General features: G+C 66.3%; 17 protein-coding genes. 3 read left to right on the top strand and 14 right to left on the bottom strand.

The annotated features are described in order from the left end of the window. Positions 1–85 precede the first annotated feature (85 nt). The gene (locus tag ACVN9Z_RS14145) at positions 86–1,738 is read right to left on the bottom strand and encodes a CTP synthase (protein ID WP_006389343.1); all 1,653 of its coding nucleotides are present in this window, start codon (positions 1,736–1,738) and stop codon (positions 86–88) included. 194 nt (positions 1,739–1,932) lie between these two features. Between ACVN9Z_RS14145 and ACVN9Z_RS14140 the strand changes: the two genes are divergently transcribed. Beyond that, positions 1,933–2,937: a hypothetical protein gene (locus ACVN9Z_RS14140; protein WP_053498729.1), complete on the top strand. Its 1,005-nt coding sequence runs from the start codon at positions 1,933–1,935 to the stop codon at positions 2,935–2,937. A 77-nt stretch (positions 2,938–3,014) separates the two neighbouring features. Here ACVN9Z_RS14140 and ACVN9Z_RS14135 read toward each other — a convergent pair whose 3' ends face one another. From ACVN9Z_RS14135 to ACVN9Z_RS14095, 9 genes are all read right to left on the bottom strand, one after another. After that, entirely contained in the window at positions 3,015–4,805 is a 1,791-nt protein-coding gene (locus tag ACVN9Z_RS14135; RefSeq protein WP_049055385.1) for an aminopeptidase P family protein, read from the bottom strand. Between the two features lie 8 nt (positions 4,806–4,813). Continuing rightward, positions 4,814–5,632 (bottom strand): M55 family metallopeptidase, encoded by an 819-nt coding sequence (locus tag ACVN9Z_RS14130; RefSeq protein ID WP_020924656.1) that lies wholly within the window; start codon positions 5,630–5,632, stop codon positions 4,814–4,816. A 20-nt stretch (positions 5,633–5,652) separates the two neighbouring features. Then, complete coding sequence (locus ACVN9Z_RS14125; RefSeq protein ID WP_006389339.1) at positions 5,653–6,747, bottom strand: DmpA family aminopeptidase; 1,095 nt, start codon at positions 6,745–6,747, stop codon at positions 5,653–5,655. Between the two features lie 169 nt (positions 6,748–6,916). Continuing rightward, entirely contained in the window at positions 6,917–7,819 is a 903-nt protein-coding gene (gene gsiD, locus ACVN9Z_RS14120) for a glutathione ABC transporter permease GsiD (protein WP_020924658.1), read from the bottom strand. A 7-nt stretch (positions 7,820–7,826) separates the two neighbouring features. Beyond that, a complete protein-coding gene (gene gsiC / locus ACVN9Z_RS14115) occupies positions 7,827–8,747 on the bottom strand; it encodes a glutathione ABC transporter permease GsiC (RefSeq protein ID WP_006389337.1) in 921 nt (306 codons plus the stop codon). 92 nt (positions 8,748–8,839) lie between these two features. After that, on the bottom strand, positions 8,840–10,393 hold the full coding sequence (gsiB, locus tag ACVN9Z_RS14110; RefSeq protein ID WP_006389336.1) for a glutathione ABC transporter substrate-binding protein GsiB: 1,554 nt from the start codon (positions 10,391–10,393) through the stop codon (positions 8,840–8,842). A gap of 65 nt (positions 10,394–10,458) precedes the next feature. After that, positions 10,459–12,345: a dipeptide ABC transporter ATP-binding protein gene (locus ACVN9Z_RS14105; protein WP_054437421.1), complete on the bottom strand. Its 1,887-nt coding sequence runs from the start codon at positions 12,343–12,345 to the stop codon at positions 10,459–10,461. A gap of 46 nt (positions 12,346–12,391) precedes the next feature. Next, entirely contained in the window at positions 12,392–13,372 is a 981-nt protein-coding gene (locus ACVN9Z_RS14100; protein ID WP_049052545.1) for an isoaspartyl peptidase/L-asparaginase family protein, read from the bottom strand. After that, positions 13,369–14,244 carry a MurR/RpiR family transcriptional regulator gene (locus tag ACVN9Z_RS14095; protein ID WP_054499392.1) on the bottom strand — a complete coding sequence of 292 codons (876 nt, stop codon included), beginning with the start codon at positions 14,242–14,244 and terminating at the stop codon, positions 13,369–13,371. Before ACVN9Z_RS14095 ends, ACVN9Z_RS14100 begins: the two co-directional genes overlap by 4 nt. A gap of 188 nt (positions 14,245–14,432) precedes the next feature. Here ACVN9Z_RS14095 and ACVN9Z_RS14090 point away from each other — a divergent pair, with 188 nt between their 5' ends. After that, positions 14,433–14,891, top strand: coding sequence for a GNAT family N-acetyltransferase (locus tag ACVN9Z_RS14090; protein ID WP_006389332.1), 459 nt, complete (start codon positions 14,433–14,435; stop codon positions 14,889–14,891). 75 nt (positions 14,892–14,966) lie between these two features. Here ACVN9Z_RS14090 and ACVN9Z_RS14085 read toward each other — a convergent pair. From ACVN9Z_RS14085 to ACVN9Z_RS14070, 4 genes are all read right to left on the bottom strand, one after another. Next, positions 14,967–16,312, bottom strand: a protein-coding gene (locus ACVN9Z_RS14085; RefSeq protein WP_458212536.1) for an IS3 family transposase whose coding sequence is annotated in 2 segments (ribosomal slippage) — positions 14,967–15,845 and positions 15,848–16,312 — 1,344 coding nt in all. Because the reading frame shifts where the segments join, the coding sequence is not laid out codon by codon here. Positions 16,313–16,397: 85 nt separating this feature from the next. Beyond that, on the bottom strand, positions 16,398–17,051 hold the full coding sequence (locus tag ACVN9Z_RS14080; protein ID WP_006389331.1) for a CoA transferase subunit B: 654 nt from the start codon (positions 17,049–17,051) through the stop codon (positions 16,398–16,400). Positions 17,052–17,063: 12 nt separating this feature from the next. Further along, complete coding sequence (locus ACVN9Z_RS14075) at positions 17,064–17,762, bottom strand: CoA transferase subunit A (RefSeq protein WP_006389330.1); 699 nt, start codon at positions 17,760–17,762, stop codon at positions 17,064–17,066. Between the two features lie 297 nt (positions 17,763–18,059). Continuing rightward, positions 18,060–18,509, bottom strand: a complete 450-nt coding sequence (locus tag ACVN9Z_RS14070; RefSeq protein WP_026382551.1) for an acyl-CoA thioesterase — start codon at positions 18,507–18,509, stop codon at positions 18,060–18,062. A 112-nt stretch (positions 18,510–18,621) separates the two neighbouring features. Between ACVN9Z_RS14070 and ACVN9Z_RS14065 the strand changes: the two genes are divergently transcribed. Then, positions 18,622–20,268 carry an electron transfer flavoprotein-ubiquinone oxidoreductase gene (locus ACVN9Z_RS14065; RefSeq protein ID WP_006389328.1) on the top strand — a complete coding sequence of 549 codons (1,647 nt, stop codon included), beginning with the start codon at positions 18,622–18,624 and terminating at the stop codon, positions 20,266–20,268. The last annotated feature ends 2 nt before the right edge of the window (positions 20,269–20,270 follow it).

Here is a 20,270-nt window from a genome sequence, read left to right as displayed (position 1 = left end):
GCGCATTGTCCGCCAGGAGCGACGGCGGGAACAAGGCCGGCGGCCCGGGCGGCGCAGATGCGCGGCTCGGTGCCGCCGGCCTGCATTACGCCCCCTGGCCGCGGCGAGCCTTCTGCTCGATGGCGGCGCGGATGTAGCTGGAGAACAGCGGGTGGCCGTCACGCGGGGTCGACGTGAACTCCGGGTGGAACTGGACGCCGACGAACCAGGGATGGTCGGGCAGTTCCATGATTTCCGGCAGGTTCTCGGTCGGGGTGCGCGCGCTGATCACCATGCCGGCCTCTTCCAGGCGCGGCACGTAGACGTTGTTGACTTCGTAGCGGTGGCGATGGCGTTCGTTGACTTCGTCGCCGTAGATCGACTGGGCGCGGGTGCCCGGCTTGATCGGCACGCGTTGCGCGCCCTTGCGCATGGTGCCGCCCAGGTCGGACGAGTTGTCGCGCTTCTCGACCTTGCCTTCGCGGTCCATCCATTCGGTGATCAGGGCCACCACGGGATGCGGCGCCGACGGATCGAACTCGGTGCTGTTGGCGCCGCCCAGGCCGGCCACGTGGCGCGCGAACTCGATCACGGCCAGCTGCATGCCCAGGCAGATGCCCAGGTACGGCACGCCGTTTTCACGGGCGTAGCGGATCGCGGCGATCTTGCCTTCGGTGCCGCGCTTGCCGAAGCCGCCCGGCACCAGGATGGCGTCCAGGTGCTTGAGCTGGTCGGTGCCGCGGGTTTCGATGTCTTCGGAATCGATGTACTCGATGTTGATCTTCGAGCGCGTGTGGATGCCGGCGTGCACCAGGGCTTCGGTCAGCGACTTGTACGACTCGGTCAGGTCGACGTACTTGCCGACCATGCCGATGGTGAGCTGGTGCTCGGGGTGTTCGAGCGCATCGACCAGGTTGTCCCACATGGACAGGTCGGCCGGCGGCGGGGTCAGGCCCAGCGCTTCGCAGACGATGTTGTCCACGCCCTGCTTGTGCAGCATGGCCGGGATCTTGTAGATCGAGTCGGCGTCCCACACCGAGATGACGGCATCCAGGGGGACGTTGGAGAACATCGAGATCTTGGCGCGTTCGTCGTCCGGGATGGGACGGTCGGCGCGGCACAGCAGCGCGTTCGGGTAGATGCCGATTTCGCGCAGCTTCTGCACCGAGTGCTGGGTCGGCTTGGTCTTGAGTTCGCCGGCGGACGCGATGAACGGCACCAGCGTCAGGTGCACGAAGGCGGCGTTGTTGCGGCCCATGCGCAGGCTCATCTGGCGCGCGGCTTCCAGGAAGGGCAGCGATTCGATGTCGCCCACGGTGCCGCCGATCTCGACGATGGCGACGTCGGTGTTGCCATTCCAGGCGGCGTCGGCGCCACGGGCGATGAAGTCCTGGATCTCGTTGGTGATGTGCGGGATGACCTGGACGGTCTTGCCCAGGTAGTCGCCACGGCGCTCTTTGCGCAGCACCGATTCGTAGATCTGCCCGGTGGTGAAGTTGTTCACCTTGTGCATGCGGGCGGACACGAAACGCTCGTAGTGGCCCAGGTCCAGGTCGGTTTCGGCGCCGTCTTCCGTGACGAACACCTCACCATGCTGGAACGGGCTCATGGTGCCCGGATCGACGTTGATGTAGGGATCGAGCTTGAGCATGGTGACCTGCAGACCACGCGACTCGAGGATGGCGGCAAGCGACGCAGCGGCGATGCCCTTGCCCAGGGAAGACACCACTCCGCCGGTGACAAATACGTATTTGGTCATCGTAATAAGCGCCCGGGACGAGCGGGCGCGTGCGGGAAATTTGGATTATAGCCGGGAGGCGGAACTTGTCTGGGTTTTCCCCTAGCGGGCCAGGCGTAACATTTGGCTGCACTCGCGCCGAAGACCGAAATGCCGTGGCGGCGACCTTCATGCTATGGTCGTCCCCGATTTTCTCGTCCCTAGGCCCCCTGCCGATGAACCTTCCGACCGCACACCCGAACGCGCTGGCCAGGCGCCTGACCACGGCCGCCGTCGGCCTACAGCTGCTGGGCGCCATCCTGGTCCAGCTCTACCTGATAAGCGCCGGACCGCTGGCCGCGCTGACGCGCGAGGCGTTTGCCCGGCCCGACATGGTGGCGAGCACGGTCGTGAACATCGTCGCCGGCTGCATCCTGGTCGGCCTGACCACCTGGGGCGCCACGCAGCGCTGGCTGCGCCGGCACAACGCGGGCGGCGTCGACCGCCCGGGCCGGATGGTGGCCGTGCTGCTGGTGGTCTCGCTGGTGCTGTTCGTGCTGATCTCGACCGGCCTGGCGTTGCTGAATCACGGCTTCTACGCGCTCATCGTCAGGCACAAGGAATGGGTGGACCAGGCCTTCGGCTATTACGGCACCCGCCGCATGCTGCTGATGGCCCTGCCGCCCAAGCTGTGCGCCATCCTGCTCACCATCCTGGGCAGCTGGCTGGCGGTGCGCATCGCGGCCTGGAGCGTCACGCCCGTCGCCGCCACGCAGGCGCCGTTCCTGCAGCGGCGCCACGCCGCGTGGATCGCCGCGCTGACGCTGCTGCTGTGGCAGTTGCACGTCGCGCTGGTGATCGGCCTGTACTTCATGAGCGATGCGGGATCGGCCGGCATGCTGGAACACGCGATCGGCTACTGGATAGTGCCCGCGTTGCTGCTGGCGCTGGCCGCATGGGTCTGCCTGCGCAGCCTGCCGCAAGCGCTCGGCACGGCCGGCATGGGCCGCGCCATCGCCCACGGCACCTTCGCCTTCTGGCTGACCCAGGCGCTGGGAATCGGCCTGGCGCTTTTGATCATCTGGACCATGACCTGGAGCCAGCTGATGCGCGCGGCCGCGTCGTACACGACCTCGGTGGTGTCGGTGCTGATCTACAGCGTGCTGCTGGCGCTGAGCTGCTATCTCGGCGCCCGGCTGTTCTACCGCCGCCGGACGCCGCCGGAGAGCGCCTCGGCCTGAGCGTGAGCGCCGCGCGATGGCGCGCATGCCATGGAAAAAGGCCCCGAGGGGCCTTTTTCCATGGTCGGAAACAGCGATCAGATGGCCGCGGTGCGCCGCTCCAGCCAAGCCAGGGCCTCGCCTTCCACCAGCGGCGACAGGCGCTCGAGCACGGTCTTGTGATAGTCGTTCAGCCACGCGATTTCATCCGCGCGCAGCAGCGACGGTTCGATGCAGCGCGTGTCGATCGGGCACAGCGTCAGCGTCTCGAAACACAGGAACTCGCCCAGTTCGGACGTCAGCCAGGCGCGGTTGGCCACCAGGTTCTCGATGCGCACGCCCCAGCGGCCCGGGCGGTAGATGCCCGGTTCGTTGGACGTGATCATGCCCGGTTCCATCGCCGTGTGCGGGCCGGGGGCCGCGCGGTAGGAGATGACCTGCGGACCTTCGTGCACGTTCAGGAAATAGCCCACGCCGTGGCCGGTGCCGTGGCCATATTCGGCGCCACCTTCCCAGATCGGGGCGCGCGCGATGGCGTCCAGCATCGGCGACGGCGTGCCGCGCGGGAACGAGGCGCGCGACAGCGCGATCATGCCCTTGAGCACCAGCGTGAAGTCGACTTTCTGGTCGGCGCTGGGCGCGCCCACCGCGACCACGCGGGTGATGTCGGTGGTGCCGCCCAGGTACTGGCCGCCCGAGTCGATCAGCAACAGGCCGTCGCCCTCGATGGTGGCGTGCGACTCGGCCGTGGCGCGGTAGTGCGGCATGGCGCCGTTGGCGTTGAAGCCGGCGATGGTGGCGAAGCTGGGGCAGACGTAATCCGGGCGGCGCGCGCGGGCGGCGGTGATCTGCTCGTCGATGGTCAGCTCGGTGATGCGCTGGTTGCCCAGCGCGCCTTCGAACCAGGCGAAGAACTCGCACAGGGCGGCGCCGTCCTGCGCCATGGCGTGGCGCACGTTGGCCAACTCGGCGTCGGTCTTGCGCGACTTGAGCAGCGTGGACGGGTTGATCGCCTCGACGCGCGGCACGGCCGGATCCATCGCGTGGAACACGCCGCAGGTGACGCGGGCCGGGTCGATCAGCAGCTTCTGGTCCAGTTCGAGCGAGGCCAGCGCGTCGGCGGCCTGGGCGTAATCGGCCACCTCGACGCCATCGGCGGCCAGCGTGGCGCGCAGCGCGGCGTCGATCTTGCCGTCGGCCACGAACAGCGTGGCGTGGTCCAGGCCGATCAGGGCGTGGCCGACGAACACCGGGTTGTAGTCGACGTCGGCGCCGCGCAGGTTCAGGAGCCAGGCGATGTCATCGAGCGTGCTGATGAAATGCACGTCGGCGCCGTGGGCGCGCATGGCGGCGCGCACCTGGGCCAGCTTGTCGGCGCGCGCGACACAGGCCTGCGGCGCCACGTGTTCGTAGATCGCGGCCGACGGCAGGCCGGCGCGGTCCGTCCAGATGTCGTCCAGCAGGTCGGCGCGGATTTCCAGCGTCGCGCCCGATGCGGCGGCGGCCGCCGACAGCGCGCGGAACGCGGCCAGGCCCAGCACCTGCCCATCGACGCCGATGACGTCGCCGACGCGGGTGTTGGCGGCCAGCCAGTCCACATGGCCCGGCGTGGTGGCGACGGCGATCTTCATCAGCTGCACGCCGGTGCCGGCCAGTTGCGCCTCGGCCTGCACCCAATAGCGGCTGTCGACCCACAACCCGGCGAAATCGGCCGTCACGACCAGCGTGCCCACCGAGCCCGTGAAGCCCGACAGCCAGCGCCGGCCCTGCCAGCGCGCCGGCAGGTACTCGGACAGGTGCGGATCCGAGGACGGCACGATATAGGCGGACAGGCCGCGGCGGCGCATGGCCTGCCGCAGTTGGGCGATACGGGTGTCGGTGCTGGACATGGGTTTCCTTAGCGCAACATGAAGGACATGGCGGCCAGGCTGTTCAGGGTGCGGATGGCGGCCTGCATGCTGTCCGTGGTGAACCGCAGCGTCACGCCGTCCACGCGCTCCAGCGTGGGCCACATGCAGAACAGGTCGGCCAGGGCCGACGACTGCGTCTGCAACCGGCATTCTATAGGGGCGGGGATGCGGAACGGAACCGCCTTCTTCACGTTGCGCACCGCGGTCTCGGCGGCGGCGGCGATCGCGCGGCGCGAGGCCGCCGGCGACAGCGTCACGCCGCTGCCCTGGCCATGCGCCACCTTGGTCTGCACCCACTGGGCGCCGGGGAACAGGTCGGTGGTCTCGGCGATGAACACGTCGTCGCCGGTGGCCAGGATGACGGGCACGCCCATTTCACCGGCCAGCGCGCCGTACAGGCCGGCCTCGCCCAGTTCCATGCCGTTGATGAAGACGCGCGCGAAGGCAAAGCTGTTGATGGTGTGCGCCAGGATGCCGCGGCCCTGCGAGCGCGAGTGGTAGCCGATCATGAAGACGGCGTCGCAGCCCTCTTCCAGGCCGCCCATCATGCCCAGGTAGCGCGGCTTGCCCAGCACCAGGCGGGCGCGTTCGTCGATGCCGTCCGGCAGCAGGTTGCGGAAACCGCCGTGCGAATCGTTGACCAGGATCTCTTCGGCGCCGCCGGCGATGGCGCCCTGCACGGCGGCGTTGGCCTCGGCCGTCATCCAGGCGCGGGCACGCTCGTATTCGCCGTTGCCGGCGCGCACTTGTTCGGCGTGGAAGACGCCGGCGACGCCTTCGATATCGGTGGAAATCAGGATCTTCATGGAGTGTGCCTTCGTAGGATTCAGAATTCGGTGTCGGCCAGCCATTGGCGCCAGTCGGGCGCGGCCTCGCGGATGGCGGCGCGGTGATGGCCGTCGCGGCCGCGCACGCCCTCGGCCTGCCACAGCGCGGCAATGATGGCCTGCTCGCAGGCCTCGGCCGCCGCCTCGAACAGCGGATCGATGCGGGTCTCGTGCAGCATGGCGATGGCCGGCATCGGCCGCTCGGCCTGTTGCGGCACGGTGTATGCGGTGGAGAACGCCAGCGCGATGTCGCCGCTGCCATGGCCGAACACCGAGCCGGTGCGGGCCAGGCCGGCGCCGGCGCGCAGCGACAGGCGGCGCAGCTGGCGCGCGTCGAGCGGCGCGTCGGTGGCCACCAGCAGGATGATAGATCCCTTCTCCGGCACGATGGCGGCGTTCTCGCCGGCCTGCGCCAGGCCGCGGTCCAACTGGTCCGCCAGCCGCCGGCCAAAGGGCCGGCCCGCCACCGTCAGGTTGGGCAGGCGGCCAAAATTGGCCAGCACCAGCGCGCCCACGGTATGGCGCAGGCCCGGCTGGATCGAGGCCACGCGCGAGGCTGAGCCGATGCCGCCCTTGAAGGAAAAGCACGACATGCCGCGGCCTGCGCCGACCGCGCCCTGCGCCATGCGCTTGTCCGCGGCGGCCAGCGCCTGGGCGTAGTGCGACTCCTGCACCGCCATGGCCTGGATGTCATTCAGGTAGCCGTCGTTGCATTCGAAGACCAGCGGATTGACCGTCGACATGCCGCGGCCGATCTCGGGCGTGGCCGCCACCGCCGCGCGGATCTGGGCGTTGGCCACGGTGCCCACGCCGAAGGTGTTGGTCAGCGCGATCGGCGTTTCCAGCACGCCCAGTTCCTGCACCTGGACCAGGCCGGTGCTCTTGCCGAAGCCGTTCAGCACCGTGGCGGCCGCCGGCACCTTGTCCAGGAACGGGTTGCCGCCGTGCGGACGCAGCACGGTCACGCCGGTCTGCAGCGCGCCATCGTCCAGCGTGCAGTGGCCGACGCTGATGTCGCCCACGTCGCAGATCGAATCGAGCGGGCCGGCGTCCAGCTTGCCGATGCGGGGTTGGTCGAACGCTTGTTTTTCCATGCTTGTCGCTGCGTGTCGCCACGCTCCAGAATGCAAAATGCCGCCGTCCCGCGCGACCGTGGCGCGCGCCGCGAGGCGGGCGCCCGGACGCGGGCGGCGGCAAGGGGATCAATGGGGCGCGCCGCGCCCCGAAGGGCGGCCGGCGCGGCGGCCATCATCCGCTTGGCGGTTACTTGCGGTCGATCTTGGGATCGAGCGCGTCGCGCAGGCCGTCGCCCAGCAGGTTGAACGCCAGCACGGTCAGGAAGATCGCCAGCGCCGGGAAGATCGCCACATGCGGGGCGATCACCATGTCGGCACGCGCCTCGTTCAGCATCGCGCCCCACTCCGGCGTGGGGGGCGAAGCGCCCATGCCCAGGAACGACAGGCTGGCCGCGGTGATGATCGAGGTGCCGATACGCATCGTGCCGTACACCACGATCGGCGAGATCGTGCCGGGCAGGATGTGGCGCATGATGATGGTCCAGTCGGACGCGCCCACGCTCTTGACCGCTTCGACGTAGGTCATCTGCTTGATCGACAGCGTGTTGCCGCGCACCAGGCGGGCGAACGCCGGCACGCTGAACACGGCCACGGCCACGATCACGTTGACCATGCTCGAACCCAGGATCGCGACCACGCCGATGGCCAGCAGCATGCCGGGGAACGCCAGCAGCACGTCGGAGATACGCATCGTGATGCGTTCCCACCAGCCTTCGTAGTAGCCGGCCATCAGGCCCATGAAGGTACCGACGATGGCGCCCATGGCGACCGACAGGAAGCCGGCGGCCAGCGAGATGCGCGCGCCCATGATGATGCGGCTGAAGATGTCGCGGCCGAGCGAGTCCACGCCCAGCCAGTGCGTCCAGGACGGACCGGCGTTGAGCGCGTCGTAGTCGAAGAAGTTCTCCGGGTCGAACGGCACGATCCAGGGGGCGAGGATCGCCACCACGACCAGCAGCAGGACGAAGACGCCGGCGCCCACGGCCAGCTTCTGCTTCTTGAATTTGCGCCAGAACTCGGTGGCGGGCGTGCGCACGTCGTTCTTGGGCACGGCGGCGGCAACGGTTGCGGCGGGTGTCGTATTGCTCATGGCCGCCTCACTTGTAACGGATGCTGGGATTGATGACGCCGTAGAGCACGTCGACAATCAGGTTGATCAGGATGAATTCCAGCGAGAACAGCAGCACCAGGCCCTGGATCACCGGATAGTCGCGCTGGGTCACGGCGTCGACCAGCAGGCGGCCGAGGCCGGGCCAGTTGAACACCGTCTCGACCACGATCGAGCCGCCCAGCAGGAAGCCGAACTGCAGGCCCATCATGGTGACGACAGGAATCAGCGCGTTGCGCAGCGCGTGCTTGATGACCACGCGGCGCTCGCTCAGGCCCTTGGCCCGGGCGGTGCGCACGAAGTCTTCCTGCACCACTTCGACGAAGGACGCGCGGGTGAAGCGCGCCATCACCGCGGCCACGGCCGCGCCCAGCGTGATGGACGGCAGGATGTAGTGTTTCCAGCTGGAGGCGCCCACGGTCGGCAGCCAGCCCAGGTTCACGGAGAAGATCTGCATCAGCATCATGCCCAGCGCGAAGGCGGGGAACGAGATGCCGGACACCGCCAGCGTCATGCCGAGGCGGTCGGGCCAGCGGTTGCGCCACACGGCCGACACGATGCCGATGATCATGCCGAAGGTGACGGACCAGACCATGCTCGCGATGGTCAGCCACAGCGTGGGCATGAAGCGATCGGCGATTTCGGTCGAGACGGGACGCTTGGTACGCAGCGAGGTACCCAGGTCGCCTTGCAGCATGTGACTGAAGTAGCGCACAAATTGCTGCGGCAGGGGCAGATCCAGCCCCAGTTCCTTGCGCACCAGTTCGACGGTCTGCTGGTCGGCCTCCTGGCCCGCGGCCAGTCGCGCCGGGTCGCCCGGAAGCATGTGCACAAACAGGAACACGACCACGGCCACCAGCAGCAGCGTGGGGATCATGCCCAAAAGACGTTTGACGATGTAGGTCAGCATTGAAATTCCTGCAACATCGGCGGGGACACCGCGTCCCCGCCGTATGTGGCCTTGCAAGGGGCCGAACGGCCCCGTGAGTTACCGCCGCGCGATTACTGCTTCAGGTCGATGTCGCCGAACCAGAACGAGGTGTCCGGTTCCACGTACACGCCCGACAGGTTCTTCGACTTGACGTACAGGTTGTTCTGGGTCACCAGGAAGGCCCACGGGGCGTCCTTCCAGATGGTTTCCTGAACGTTCTTGTAGATCTCGGTCTTCTTGGCGCGGTCGGTCGTGGCCAGGGCTTGCTGGATGCCGTCGTCAACCGACTTGTTCGAGTAGTACGACACGTTGTTGAGCACCGGCGGGAAAGCCGCGGTGGTCAGCAGCGGACGCAGGCCCCAGTCGGCTTCGCCGGTCGAGGACGACCAGCCGGCGTAGTACATGCGGACCTTGGCGTCTTCAGGCTTTTGCACCTGTTGCACGCGCTGCACGCGCTGGCCCGATTCCAGCACTTCCACCGACACCTTGATGCCGACTTGCGCCAGTTGCTGCTGCAGGAACTGCACCACCTTCACCGAGGTGCCGTCGTTGTAGGCGGACCAGAGCTGGCTTTCGAAGCCGTTGGGGTAGCCGGCTTCGGCCAGCAGGGCCTTGGCCTTCTTGATGTCGTACGGCCACGGGCCGGTCTTGTGGGCGAAGTCCACGCCTTGCGGCACGACGCCATCGACGATGGTGGCGTAGCCCGAGAAAGCGACCTTGGCCAGGGCTTCCTTGTTGATGGCGTAGTTGATGGCTTCACGCACCTTGACGTTGTCGAACGGCTTTTGCTGCGTGTTCATCGACAGGTAGCGGGCCATGATCGAGTTCTTGTGGTCGACCACATCCAGCTTGTCGTTCTTGGACAGCACGGCGGCCTGCTCGAACGGCACCGGGAAAGCGAATTGCGCTTCGCCTGTCTGCACCACGGCGGCGCGGGTGTTGTTGTCGGTCACGGTGCGGAAGGTCAGGGTGTCGACCTTCGGGTAGCCCTTCTTCCAGTAACCGTCGAACTTCTTGACCTTCAGGTATTCGGCCGGTTTCCATTCGACGAATTCGAACGGGCCGGTGCCGACCGGGTGGAAGCCGATTTCCTTGCCGTACTTGGCCAGGGCGGCCGGCGAGATCATCATGGCGGCCGGGTGGGCCAGCGCGTTGATGAAGGCCGAGAACGGCTTCTTCAGCGTGATCTTGACGGTCAGCGGGTCGACCACTTCGGTCTTCTCGATGACGCTGAACTGGATGTAGCGCGACAGGCGGTTGTCGGGGTTGGCCGGACGGTCGAAGTTGATCTTGACGGCTTCGGCGTTGAACGGCGTGCCGTCATGGAACTTGACGCCATCGCGCAGCTTGAAGGTGTACACCAGGCCGTCTTCGCTGACGGTGTAGTCGGTGGCCAGCACCTTCTGGACCTTCAGGTCCTTGTCGAACTCGAACAGGCCTTCGTAGTAGGCCTTGCCGGCCGCCTGGTTCAGCGTGCTGTTGGTGTTGTACGGATCGAGCGTTTCCAGCGCGATGGAGACGGCAAACGTCACGTCCTTGGCAGCATGCGCCAGCGGCGAGGTGAGCACGCCGAAGGCCACCGCGGCGGCGGCCATCAGCTTGGTGGGGCGCAGAACTTTCATCATTGCAACTCCTGGTTCCGTGAGGAATTAGGGGGTTTGGTGGAAGAAAAACAAGTACGACAACTGACTCAATACGCTCCGCCGACCGCATGGCGGGCGACGAAGTGATCGGTTCCTACCTGTACCAGCGGTTGCACCACCGGCTCGTCGCCGAGCTTGCGGATCGGGCTGGGGATTTCATCGGACAGCAAGGTGCGCTTCATGTGGCGGCGCGCCGGATCGGCGATCGGCACGGCCGCCATCAGCTTCTTGGTGTACGGGTGCTGCGGGTTCTCGAAAATGGCCCGGCGCGGGCCGATCTCGACGATCTGCCCCAGGTACATCACGGCCACGCGATGGCTGACGCGCTCGACCACGGCCATGTCGTGAGAAATGAACAGGAACGAAATGCCCATGTCGCGCTGCAGGTCGATCAGCAGGTTGACGATCTGCGCCTGGATCGACACGTCCAGCGCCGACACCGATTCGTCCGCGATCACGACCTTGGGGTTCAGGGCCAGGGCGCGCGCGATACAGATGCGCTGGCGCTGGCCGCCGGAGAATTCATGCGGATAGCGCTGCGCCATCTCGGGCGGCAGGCCGACGCGCTCGAGCAGTTCGGCCACGCGCCGCTCAGCCTCCTTGCCCTTGGCCACGCCGTGCACCAGCAACGGTTCCATGATCGAGAAACCGACCGTGACGCGCGGGTCGAGCGAGGCGAACGGATCCTGGAACACGAACTGGATGTCGCGGCGCAGGGATTGCAGTTCGGATGTCTTCAGGCGCACGATGTCGCGCCCGCCGAAGCGGATCTCGCCGCCCTGGCTTTCGACCAGGCGCAGCAGCGAGCGGCCGGTGGTGGACTTGCCGCAACCGGACTCGCCCACCAGCGACAGCGTCTCGCCGGGGTACAGGTCGAAGCTGACCTTCTCGACGGCATGCACGCGGCGCTGCACGCGGCTCATGATGCCGCCGCGCAGATCGAAGCGCGTCACCAGATTGCGCACGCTCAGGATGGGCTCGCGACGCTCGGCCGGCACTTCCTGGGTGCTGGCGGCGCCGGGCTCGGCCACCGGCTGGGCACGGCCGTCCACCTGCAACAGCGGGAAACGCGCCGGCAGGTCGGTGCCCTGCATCGCGCCCAGCTTCGGCACGGCCGACAGCAACGCCTTGGTATAGGCGTGCTGGGGCGTGGCGAACACCGACGCCGACGGGCCTTCCTCGACCTTGTCGCCGCGGTACATGACCAGCACGCGATCGGCCACTTCGGCCACCACGCCCATGTCGTGGGTGATGAACACCACGCCCATGTGCATTTCTTCCTGCAGCTGACGGATCAGTTGCAGGATCTGCGCCTGGATGGTGACGTCCAGCGCGGTGGTGGGCTCGTCGGCGATCAGCAGCGCCGGCTTGCAGGCCAGCGCCATGGCGATCATGACGCGCTGGCGCATGCCGCCCGACAACTGGTGCGGGTAGCGGTCCAGCACCGACTTGGCTTCCGGAATGCGCACCTGTTCCAGCATGCGCAGGGCCTCGGCGCGCGAGGCCGCGGCGTCCATGCCCTGGTGCTCGCGGATCGATTCGGCGATCTGGTCGCCGGCCGTGAACACCGGGTTCAGGGAGGTCATCGGCTCCTGGAAGATCATCGCCATGTCGGCGCCGCGCACGTTGCGCATGGTGCGCTGGTTGGCGCCGACCAGGTCGATCACGGAACCGTTGCGCCGGCGCAGGGCCATGCGGCCCTGGGCGATGCGGCCGCCGCCGTGTTCCACCAGGCGCATCAGCGCCAGCGACGTCACCGACTTGCCCGAACCCGATTCGCCCACGATGGCCAGGGTCTCGCCCCGGTCCACATGGAACGACAGGTTGCGCACGGCTTCGACCGTGCGCTCCGAACCCACGAAGCGCACCGTCAGGTCGTCGACCTGGACCACGCGGTTATCCGGCAGCGCCAGGCTGTTTGCGCGATCAACCATATCTCTAGTAATCCCCAAAACTGACAAAAACGAAGCCCGCCGCCGCTCAGCGGTAGATGGCGGTGACCGGCTTCTCGCCGACGCGGGCGTAACCGCGGTACATGCCTTCCGTGTTGAACGGCAAGGCCACATTGCCCTGGGCGTCGACGGCCACCAGGCCGCCCTTGCCGCCGATGGTGGGCAGTTTTTCCATCACGACGCGGTCCGCCGCCGCTTCCAGCGACGCGCCGCAATATTCCATCTGGGCCGCCACGTCGTAGGCGGCGACCATGCGGATGAACATCTCGCCGGTGCCGGTGGTGGACACGGCGCAGGTCTTGTTGCTGGCGTAGGTGCCGGCGCCGATCAGCGGCGCGTCGCCGACGCGGCCGACCTGCTTGTTGGTGATGCCGCCGGTGGAGGTGGCCGCGGCCAGGTTGCCCTGCGCGTCCACCGCCACGGCGCCCACGGTGCCGAACTTCTTGTCGGAATCCAGCGGATCGGCCGGCGCCGGCTGGCCGCGCGCGACCATGGCCTGGCCGTCGTGGTCCAGCACCGCCGCTTCCGGCGTTTCGCGCTGCACGCGCAGCAACTGCTCGCGGCGCGCCTCGGTGGAGAAGTACGACGGGTCGACGATTTCCAGACCGGCGTCCTTGGCGAAGGTTTCGGCGCCCTCGCCCACGAACAGCACGTGCTTGCTGGTTTCCATGACCTTGCGCGCGGCGAACACCGGGTTGCGCACGCAGTTGACGTTGGCGATGGCGCCCGAACGCAGCGTGGCGCCGTCCATGATGGCGGCGTCCAGCTCATGGGTGCCGGCGCTGGTGAACACGGCGCCATGGCCGGCGTTGAACAGCGGGCAATCTTCCAGGAGACGCACGGCTTCGGTGACCGCGTCCAGCGCGCTGCCGCCACGGGCCAGCACGGCCTGGCCGGCGGTCAGGATGGATTCGAGCGCGCTCAGGTATTCCTGCTCTTTCTCGGGCGACATGGCCGCGCGGGACATCGCGCCGGCGCCACCGTGAATCGCGATCACGGGTTGAATCATCGTTTACCTACTCCATGGATGAGCCACGGCATCACGGACTGGGTCACCCCAGCGGCGGCCGCGACGGAATTCTTGGCCCGATAGGCCACCGCCGCCGACAGGGCCTCGATCAGGCCCAGCGCGGCGGTTTCGGAATTGGGGATCAGCTGGCGCGTGGACACGGCGTACAGCACCACCGACGCGGTCGGCGCCAGCGGCGAGGTGGGCTTGTCGGTCAGCACCAGCACCGGCACGCCGGCCTGCTTGGCGGCGCCCGCCAGGGTCACGGTGTCGGCCAGGTAGCGCGGAAAGCCGATCGCGATGACCAGATCCTTGCTGGTCATGCGCGACATCTGGCGCGCCGCATGCGATACGCCGCCCGGACCGGCCAGCGACTCGACCGAATGCAGGTGCATGCACAGGCCGCGCTGCAGCATGCCGGCCAGGAAACCACTGGCGCCGAAGCCGATGATGAAGACGCGGTCGGCGGCCAGGATGGCCTGGACCGCTTGTTCACAGGCGACGGCGTCCAGGCTCTGCAGGTTGCGCTGGGCGTTGCGGATGTCTTCTTCGAGCGTGGCGGCGAAGATCTGCACCGCGCTGGCCGAATGCGCCAGCTCGGTGCGCAGCTTCTCGACCGGTTCCAGCGCGGCTTCGAAACCACGCGCCAGTTCGGCGCGGAATTGCGGATAGCCTGGCAGGTCCAGGGCGCGCGCGAACCGGTTGGCGGTCGCCACCGACACCCCCGCCGCCGCCGCGAATTCGTCGATGGTCATCGTGGCCACGCGGAACTGGTGCGCCAGGACGTACTCGGCCATCTTGTGCTGCTTGCGGCTCAGCGCGGGCTGGGCCCGGGCGATCCGATCAGCAATCGTGAGTGCGGCCTTGTTCATCGAAAGTGGGAGGGGGAGCGTAGCGGGGGTTTATGTAAATCTGTTTACACACAAATTTTAGATAAGAAAATTCATTTTCATACTAAGGGTATACCCGTGAATTTATGTAACAGTGCATCAAAAGAAACGGGGTCGGTTTGAGGTACGCTAACCGCCCTGCCCCACCCACCCTTTTCGGACTATCTCGAATGCCCGCCTGGACCTGCAAACCCCACGCCGAACTGACCCTGGCCGAGCTGTACGCCGTGCTGCGCCTGCGCTCGGAAGTCTTCGTGGTGGAACAGAATTGCGTCTTCCTCGACCTGGACGGCAAGGACCTGCTGGGGCAGACGGAACACCTGATGGCATGGGAAAACGGCGAGCTGCTGGCCTATTGCCGCCTGCTGGAACCGGCGCTCAATGACGGCCAGGCGGTCATCGGCCGCGTCATCACGGCGCCTGCGGCACGCGGCACGGGCCTGGGCCACGAGCTGATGCGCCGCGCCAAGGACGAAGTGGCGCGGCTGTGGCCCGGCGCGCCGGTCTACCTGGGCGCGCAGGCCCGGCTCAAGGGCTACTACGGCGGCCACGGCTTCGTGCCGGTGACCGACGAATACATCGAGGACGGCATCCCGCACGTCGGCATGCTGCTGCGGGAATCGGCCTGAACGACCATCCCGGCCGCCGCCGTCCCAAATGAAAAACGCCCCTTGTGAACTGACCCCCAGAAGTTGGACGGTCGGCTAAAGCCCGAAGGCCTGGACTCGGTATTGCACCGGGCTCAGGCCTTTTAGCTTGAGCTTGATGCGATCGTGATTGTAGTAACAAATGTATTGCCGGATACCGGTCTGCAACTGGTCGATGCTTTCGAAGCGGTTCAGGTGGAAGAACTCGGCCTTGAGCGTGCCGAAGAAGCTTTCCATGGCGGCATTGTCCAGGCAGTTTCCCTTGCGTGACATGCTTTGCGTCACCGATCTATCTGCCAGCATCCGCCTGTAGTTCTGCTGCTGGTACTGCCAGCCCTGATCGGAGTGCAGCACTGGACGCTCCGTCGGCAGCAGCCGCGCCAGCGCCTTCTTCAGCATGCTGCCCACGAGCTTGAACACCGGCCGGCGGCTGGTCTCGTAGGCCACGATCTCGCCGTTGTACAGGTCCATCACCGGCGACAGGTACAGCTTCTCGCCACGTACGTTGAACTCGGTCACATCGGTGACCCACTTTTGGTTCGGACGCGCCGCCTCGAAGTCGCGCGCCAACACGTTGGCCGCCACGTGGTGCGATTGGCCTCGGTAGGACCGGTACTTCTTGGCGCGCACCAGCGACTTCAAGCCTAGCGCCTGCATCAGCTTCTGCACGGTCTTGTGGTTCACTAGCTCGCCGGCCTGGCGCAAGACCGCCGTAATCCGGCGGTAGCCGTAGCGGCCCTTGTGACGGGCGTAGACCGCGCTGATGCGCTGCTTGAGCTCGGTGTACGGGTCCACGGCTCTGAACGACTTCAGGTGGTAATAAAACGTGCTGCGCGACAGCTTGGCTGCGCGTAGCAATAGCGCCAGCGGATGCTTGGGCCTTAATCCTTGGACCACTTGCGCTTTCCAACCAGCGCCCGGGTCTTCTCCGCTTCGATCAAGGCCTTCATTTTTTTTAGGTAATCGTTCTCCGCGCGCAGATACGCCAGTTCTTGCTCGAGTTCTTCCTTGGTCATGTCCTTGGACACCGGCTCTGGGGGGTACTTATGCGGCATGCTTGCTCCTGGGCGCTTGCGCGCCAGCGCCTCTATACCCCCAGCATCATACTGGGCGCGCCATTTCGTAATGTGCCCTGTATGACGAATCCCCAGCAACACCGCCGCCTGCGTGTCCGATAGACCTTCGCGCCGGATCTTGATCAGCACCGATTGTTTGAAGGCCGCACTGTACGAGCCAGATTGCCTGCGCAACCCATCAACGCCATGCGCTCGAAAGCTCTCGACCCACCGCCGAACCATGGAGTACGGCACATCGTGTCGGCGCCCCACCGATTTGAAGCCGCCTGTGCCTTGCAGGTATGCCTGCACCACCTTGATCTTGAATTGCTCTTCGTACTTCGCCATGCGAAAAACCCCCGAAGGTTGGATTGCGTCCAACTTTCGGGGGTCAGTTCAGACAGGGGCGGTTTCGTCGTGGCGAAGCTGGGCCTTACTTGACGGCCGACACGTCCAGCTTGGCGAGCGTCTTGGACTGGATCTCGTCCACGGTGACGCCCGGCGCCGTTTCCAGCAGCTTCAGGCCCTTGTCGGTGACTTCCATCACGCCCAGGTCGGTGATGATCAGGTCGACCACGCCCACGCCGGTCAGCGGCAGATTGCATTCGGGCAGCAGCTTGATGTCCTCGGTGCCGTCTTTCTTCTTGGCCACGTGTTCCATCAGCACGACCACGCGGCCGACACCGGCCACCAGGTCCATCGCGCCGCCCATGCCCTTGACCATCTTGCCCGGGATCATCCAGTTGGCCAGGTCGCCCTTTTCGGACACCTGCATCGCGCCCAGGATGGCCAGGTTGATCTTGCCGCCGCGGATCATCGCGAACGAGTCGGCCGACGAGAAGATCGACGAGCCGGGCAGCGTCGTGACCGTCTGCTTGCCGGCGTTGATCAGGTCGGCGTCGACCTCGGCGTCGGTCGGGAACGGGCCGATGCCCAGCAGGCCGTTTTCGGACTGCAGCCAGACTTCGACGCCCTTGGGCACGTGGTTGGCCACCAGGGTCGGCAGGCCGATACCCAGGTTCACGTAAAAACCGTCTTGCAGCTCGCGCGCGGCGCGCGCCGCCATTTCATCGCGGGACCATGCCATGTCGTCTTCTCCTTAGGCCGGGCGAGTGGTGCGTTGTTCGATGCGCTTTTCCGGATTGGCGTTCAGCACGATCCGGTGCACATAGATGCCGGGCAGGTGGATCTGGTCGGGGTCCAGGCTGCCGGTGTCGACGATCTGCTCGACCTCGACCACGGTGAACTTGCCGGCCATCGCCACGTTCGGGTTGAAGTTGCGCGCCGTCTTGCGGAACACCAGGTTGCCGCTGCGGTCGGCGATGTGCGCCTTGACCAGCGACACGTCCGGCACCAGCGAGCGTTCCATCACGTATTGCTGGCCGTCGAATTCGCGGATTTCCTTGCCGTCGGCGACGATGGTGCCCACGCCGGTGCGGGTGAAGAAGGCCGGGATGCCGGCGCCGCCAGCGCGCAGCTTCTCGGCCAGCGTGCCCTGCGGCGTGAATTCGAGCTCGAGTTCGCCCGACAGGTACTGGCGTTCGAATTCCTTGTTCTCGCCCACGTACGACGCAATCATCTTGCGGACCTGGCGCGTATTGAGCAGCTGGCCCAGGCCGAAGCCGTCGACGCCCGCGTTGTTGCTGACGCACGTAAGATCCTTCACGCCCGAATCGCGCAGCGCGGCGATCAGGGCCTCGGGAATGCCGCAGAGGCCGAAACCGCCGACGGCGATCATCTGGCCGTCCTTGACGATGCCTGCCAGCGCCTCCTGGGCGCTTGCAAAAACCTTGTCCATCGCTCCAACTCCTAGTTAAGGTCGAACTGAAGAGAGTCCGCCCGCCTGCCGGAACGCATGCCTCGAGAAGGAGGCGGGCGATCCTGGGTGGACCCTGTTTTACTTGGGGCGCGGCTGCCGGTTTCGCGGCCCGGCGGCATCGCGGCGTGGCCCGATGCCTGCTGGTTCGCGGCGCCGAGGGTGGCGCGCCCTGTCATTCGTATTGTGGTTCTGTCGTGGATTTTAACGGCATGGCCGGCAAATGCGGGCGCCGTTTCAAACGCCGCATTGAAGTCGGACTGCCGCCGCTCCCTTGCGCTAGGCGGCCGGCTGGAACTGCGTGGCCATTTTCGCCAGCACTTCGGGCGGCCACGGGGCGGACGTATTGGCCACGTAATCCATCCACACCAGTACGTTGCGGCCGCGGGCGTATGGGCCGCCATCATCGCCGACCTTCTCGAGCAGCAGCTCGAATTCGGCGCTGGAACGGCCGATACGCGTCACCTTGTGCGTCACGCGCACGGTCGCCGGATAGGTCAACGGGCGCAGGAAATCGCAGGATGCGTGGGCCAGAATGGCGCCGTCGTCGGCCGGCAATTCGAAGCCCGCGTCATACAGGATCTGCATGCGCGCCTCTTCCATGAGGCGGAAATACAGCGTGTTGTTGAGATGGTTCAAGGCGTCGGAATCGCCCCAACGCAAAGGCAAATCCACCTGGTGGGTATCGCCCACCGTCAGAATCCGCGCAGACAGTGTGTCCGGGTTCACCAAATACTCCTGATGGCTGAAAGAAATGCGAAGACGTGCAAGGTCTCCGCCTGCAATACAATCGTCGATAATACTTCCAGCCATATATGGAATACATACGGGGAGCTTTGCAATGTCTGAACGCGAGTCGATGGAATATGACGTGGTCGTGGTTGGCGGGGGTCCCGCCGGTCTGGCCACCGCTATCCGTCTGAAGCAGCTGGCCGCTGAAAAGAACCAGGAAATCGGCGTCTGCGTCCTGGAAAAAGGCGCCGAGCTGGGCGCCCACATCCTGTCCGGCGCCGTGATGGACCCGCTTGCGCTGACCGAACTGATCCCCGACTGGAAGGACAAGGGCGCGCCGCTGAACGTACCCGTGACGCAGGACAAGTTCCTGTTCCTGTCCGAGAACGGCGCACGCGCCACGCCCAACTGGCTGCTGCCGCCCTGTTTCCACAATGAAGGCAACTACATCGTCCGCCTGGGCGACGTGGTCAAGTGGCTGGGCGAACAGGCCGAGGCGCTGGGCGTCGAGATCTTCCCGGGCTTTGCCGCGGTCGAGGTGCTGTACGACGAGAACGGCGCCGTGCGCGGCGTGGCCACCGGCGACATGGGCGTGGCCCGCGACGGCAGCCACACCGCCCACTACCAGCCCGGCATGGAACTGCACGCGCGCTACACGGTGTTCGCCGAAGGCGCGCGCGGCCAGCTCGGCCGCCAGTTGATCGAACGCTACAAGCTCGACGACGGCCGCGACCCGCAGGCCTACGGCATCGGCATCAAGGAAATGTGGGAGGTCGACCCGGCCCAGTCCAAGCCCGGCCTGGTGATCCACACCGCCGGCTGGCCGCTGGACGCCGACACCTACGGCGGCTCGTTCCTCTATCACCTGGACAACAATCTGGTCGCGGTCGGCATGATCGTCGGCCTGGACTACGCCAACCCCTGGCTGTCGCCGTTCGACGAATTCCAGCGCTACAAGACCCACCCCGCCATCCGCGGCACGTTCGAAGGCGGCAAGCGCATTGCCTACGGCGCGCGCGCCATCACCGCCGGCGGCCTGCTGTCGCTGCCCAAGCTGACGTTCCCCGGCGGCGTGCTGGTCGGCTGTGAGGCCGGCTTCCTGAACGCCTCGCGCATCAAGGGCAGCCACGCCGCCATCAAGTCCGGCAAGCTGGCAGCCGAAGCCGCGTTCGACGCGCTGGTGGCCGACCGCCGCCACGACGAACTGGCGGCCTATCCGGAAGCCTTCAAGAATTCCTGGCTGCACGCCGAACTGAACAAGGCGCGCAACTTCAAGCAGTGGTTCAAGAAGGGCCGCACCGTGGCCACGCTGATGACCGGCATCGAGCAACTGGTGTTCAAGGGCAAGATGCCCTGGACGCTGCGCCACAGCAAGCCGGATCACGCCTGCCTGCAGCCGGCCTCGCAGTGCGCCCGCATCGACTATCCCAAGCCCGACGGCAAGCTGACCTTCGACAAGCTCAGCTCGGTGTTCATCTCCAACACCAACCATGACGAGAATGAACCCGTCCACCTGACGCTGAAGGATCCCTCGGTGCCGGTGCAGGTCAACCTGGCCAAGTACGGCGGCCCGGAATCGCGCTACTGTCCGGCCGGCGTCTACGAGTTCGTCAAGGACGATCACGGCGACGATCGCCTGCAGATCAACGCGCAGAACTGCGTGCACTGCAAGACCTGCGACATCAAGGACCCGACCCAGAACATCGTCTGGGTGGCGCCGCAAGGCGGCGAAGGGCCGGTCTACAGCGGCATGTAGCA

The sequence above is a fragment of the Achromobacter sp. KK8 genome, from assembly GCF_054188005.1.
This window is presented reverse-complemented; position numbering and strand designations above follow the sequence as displayed.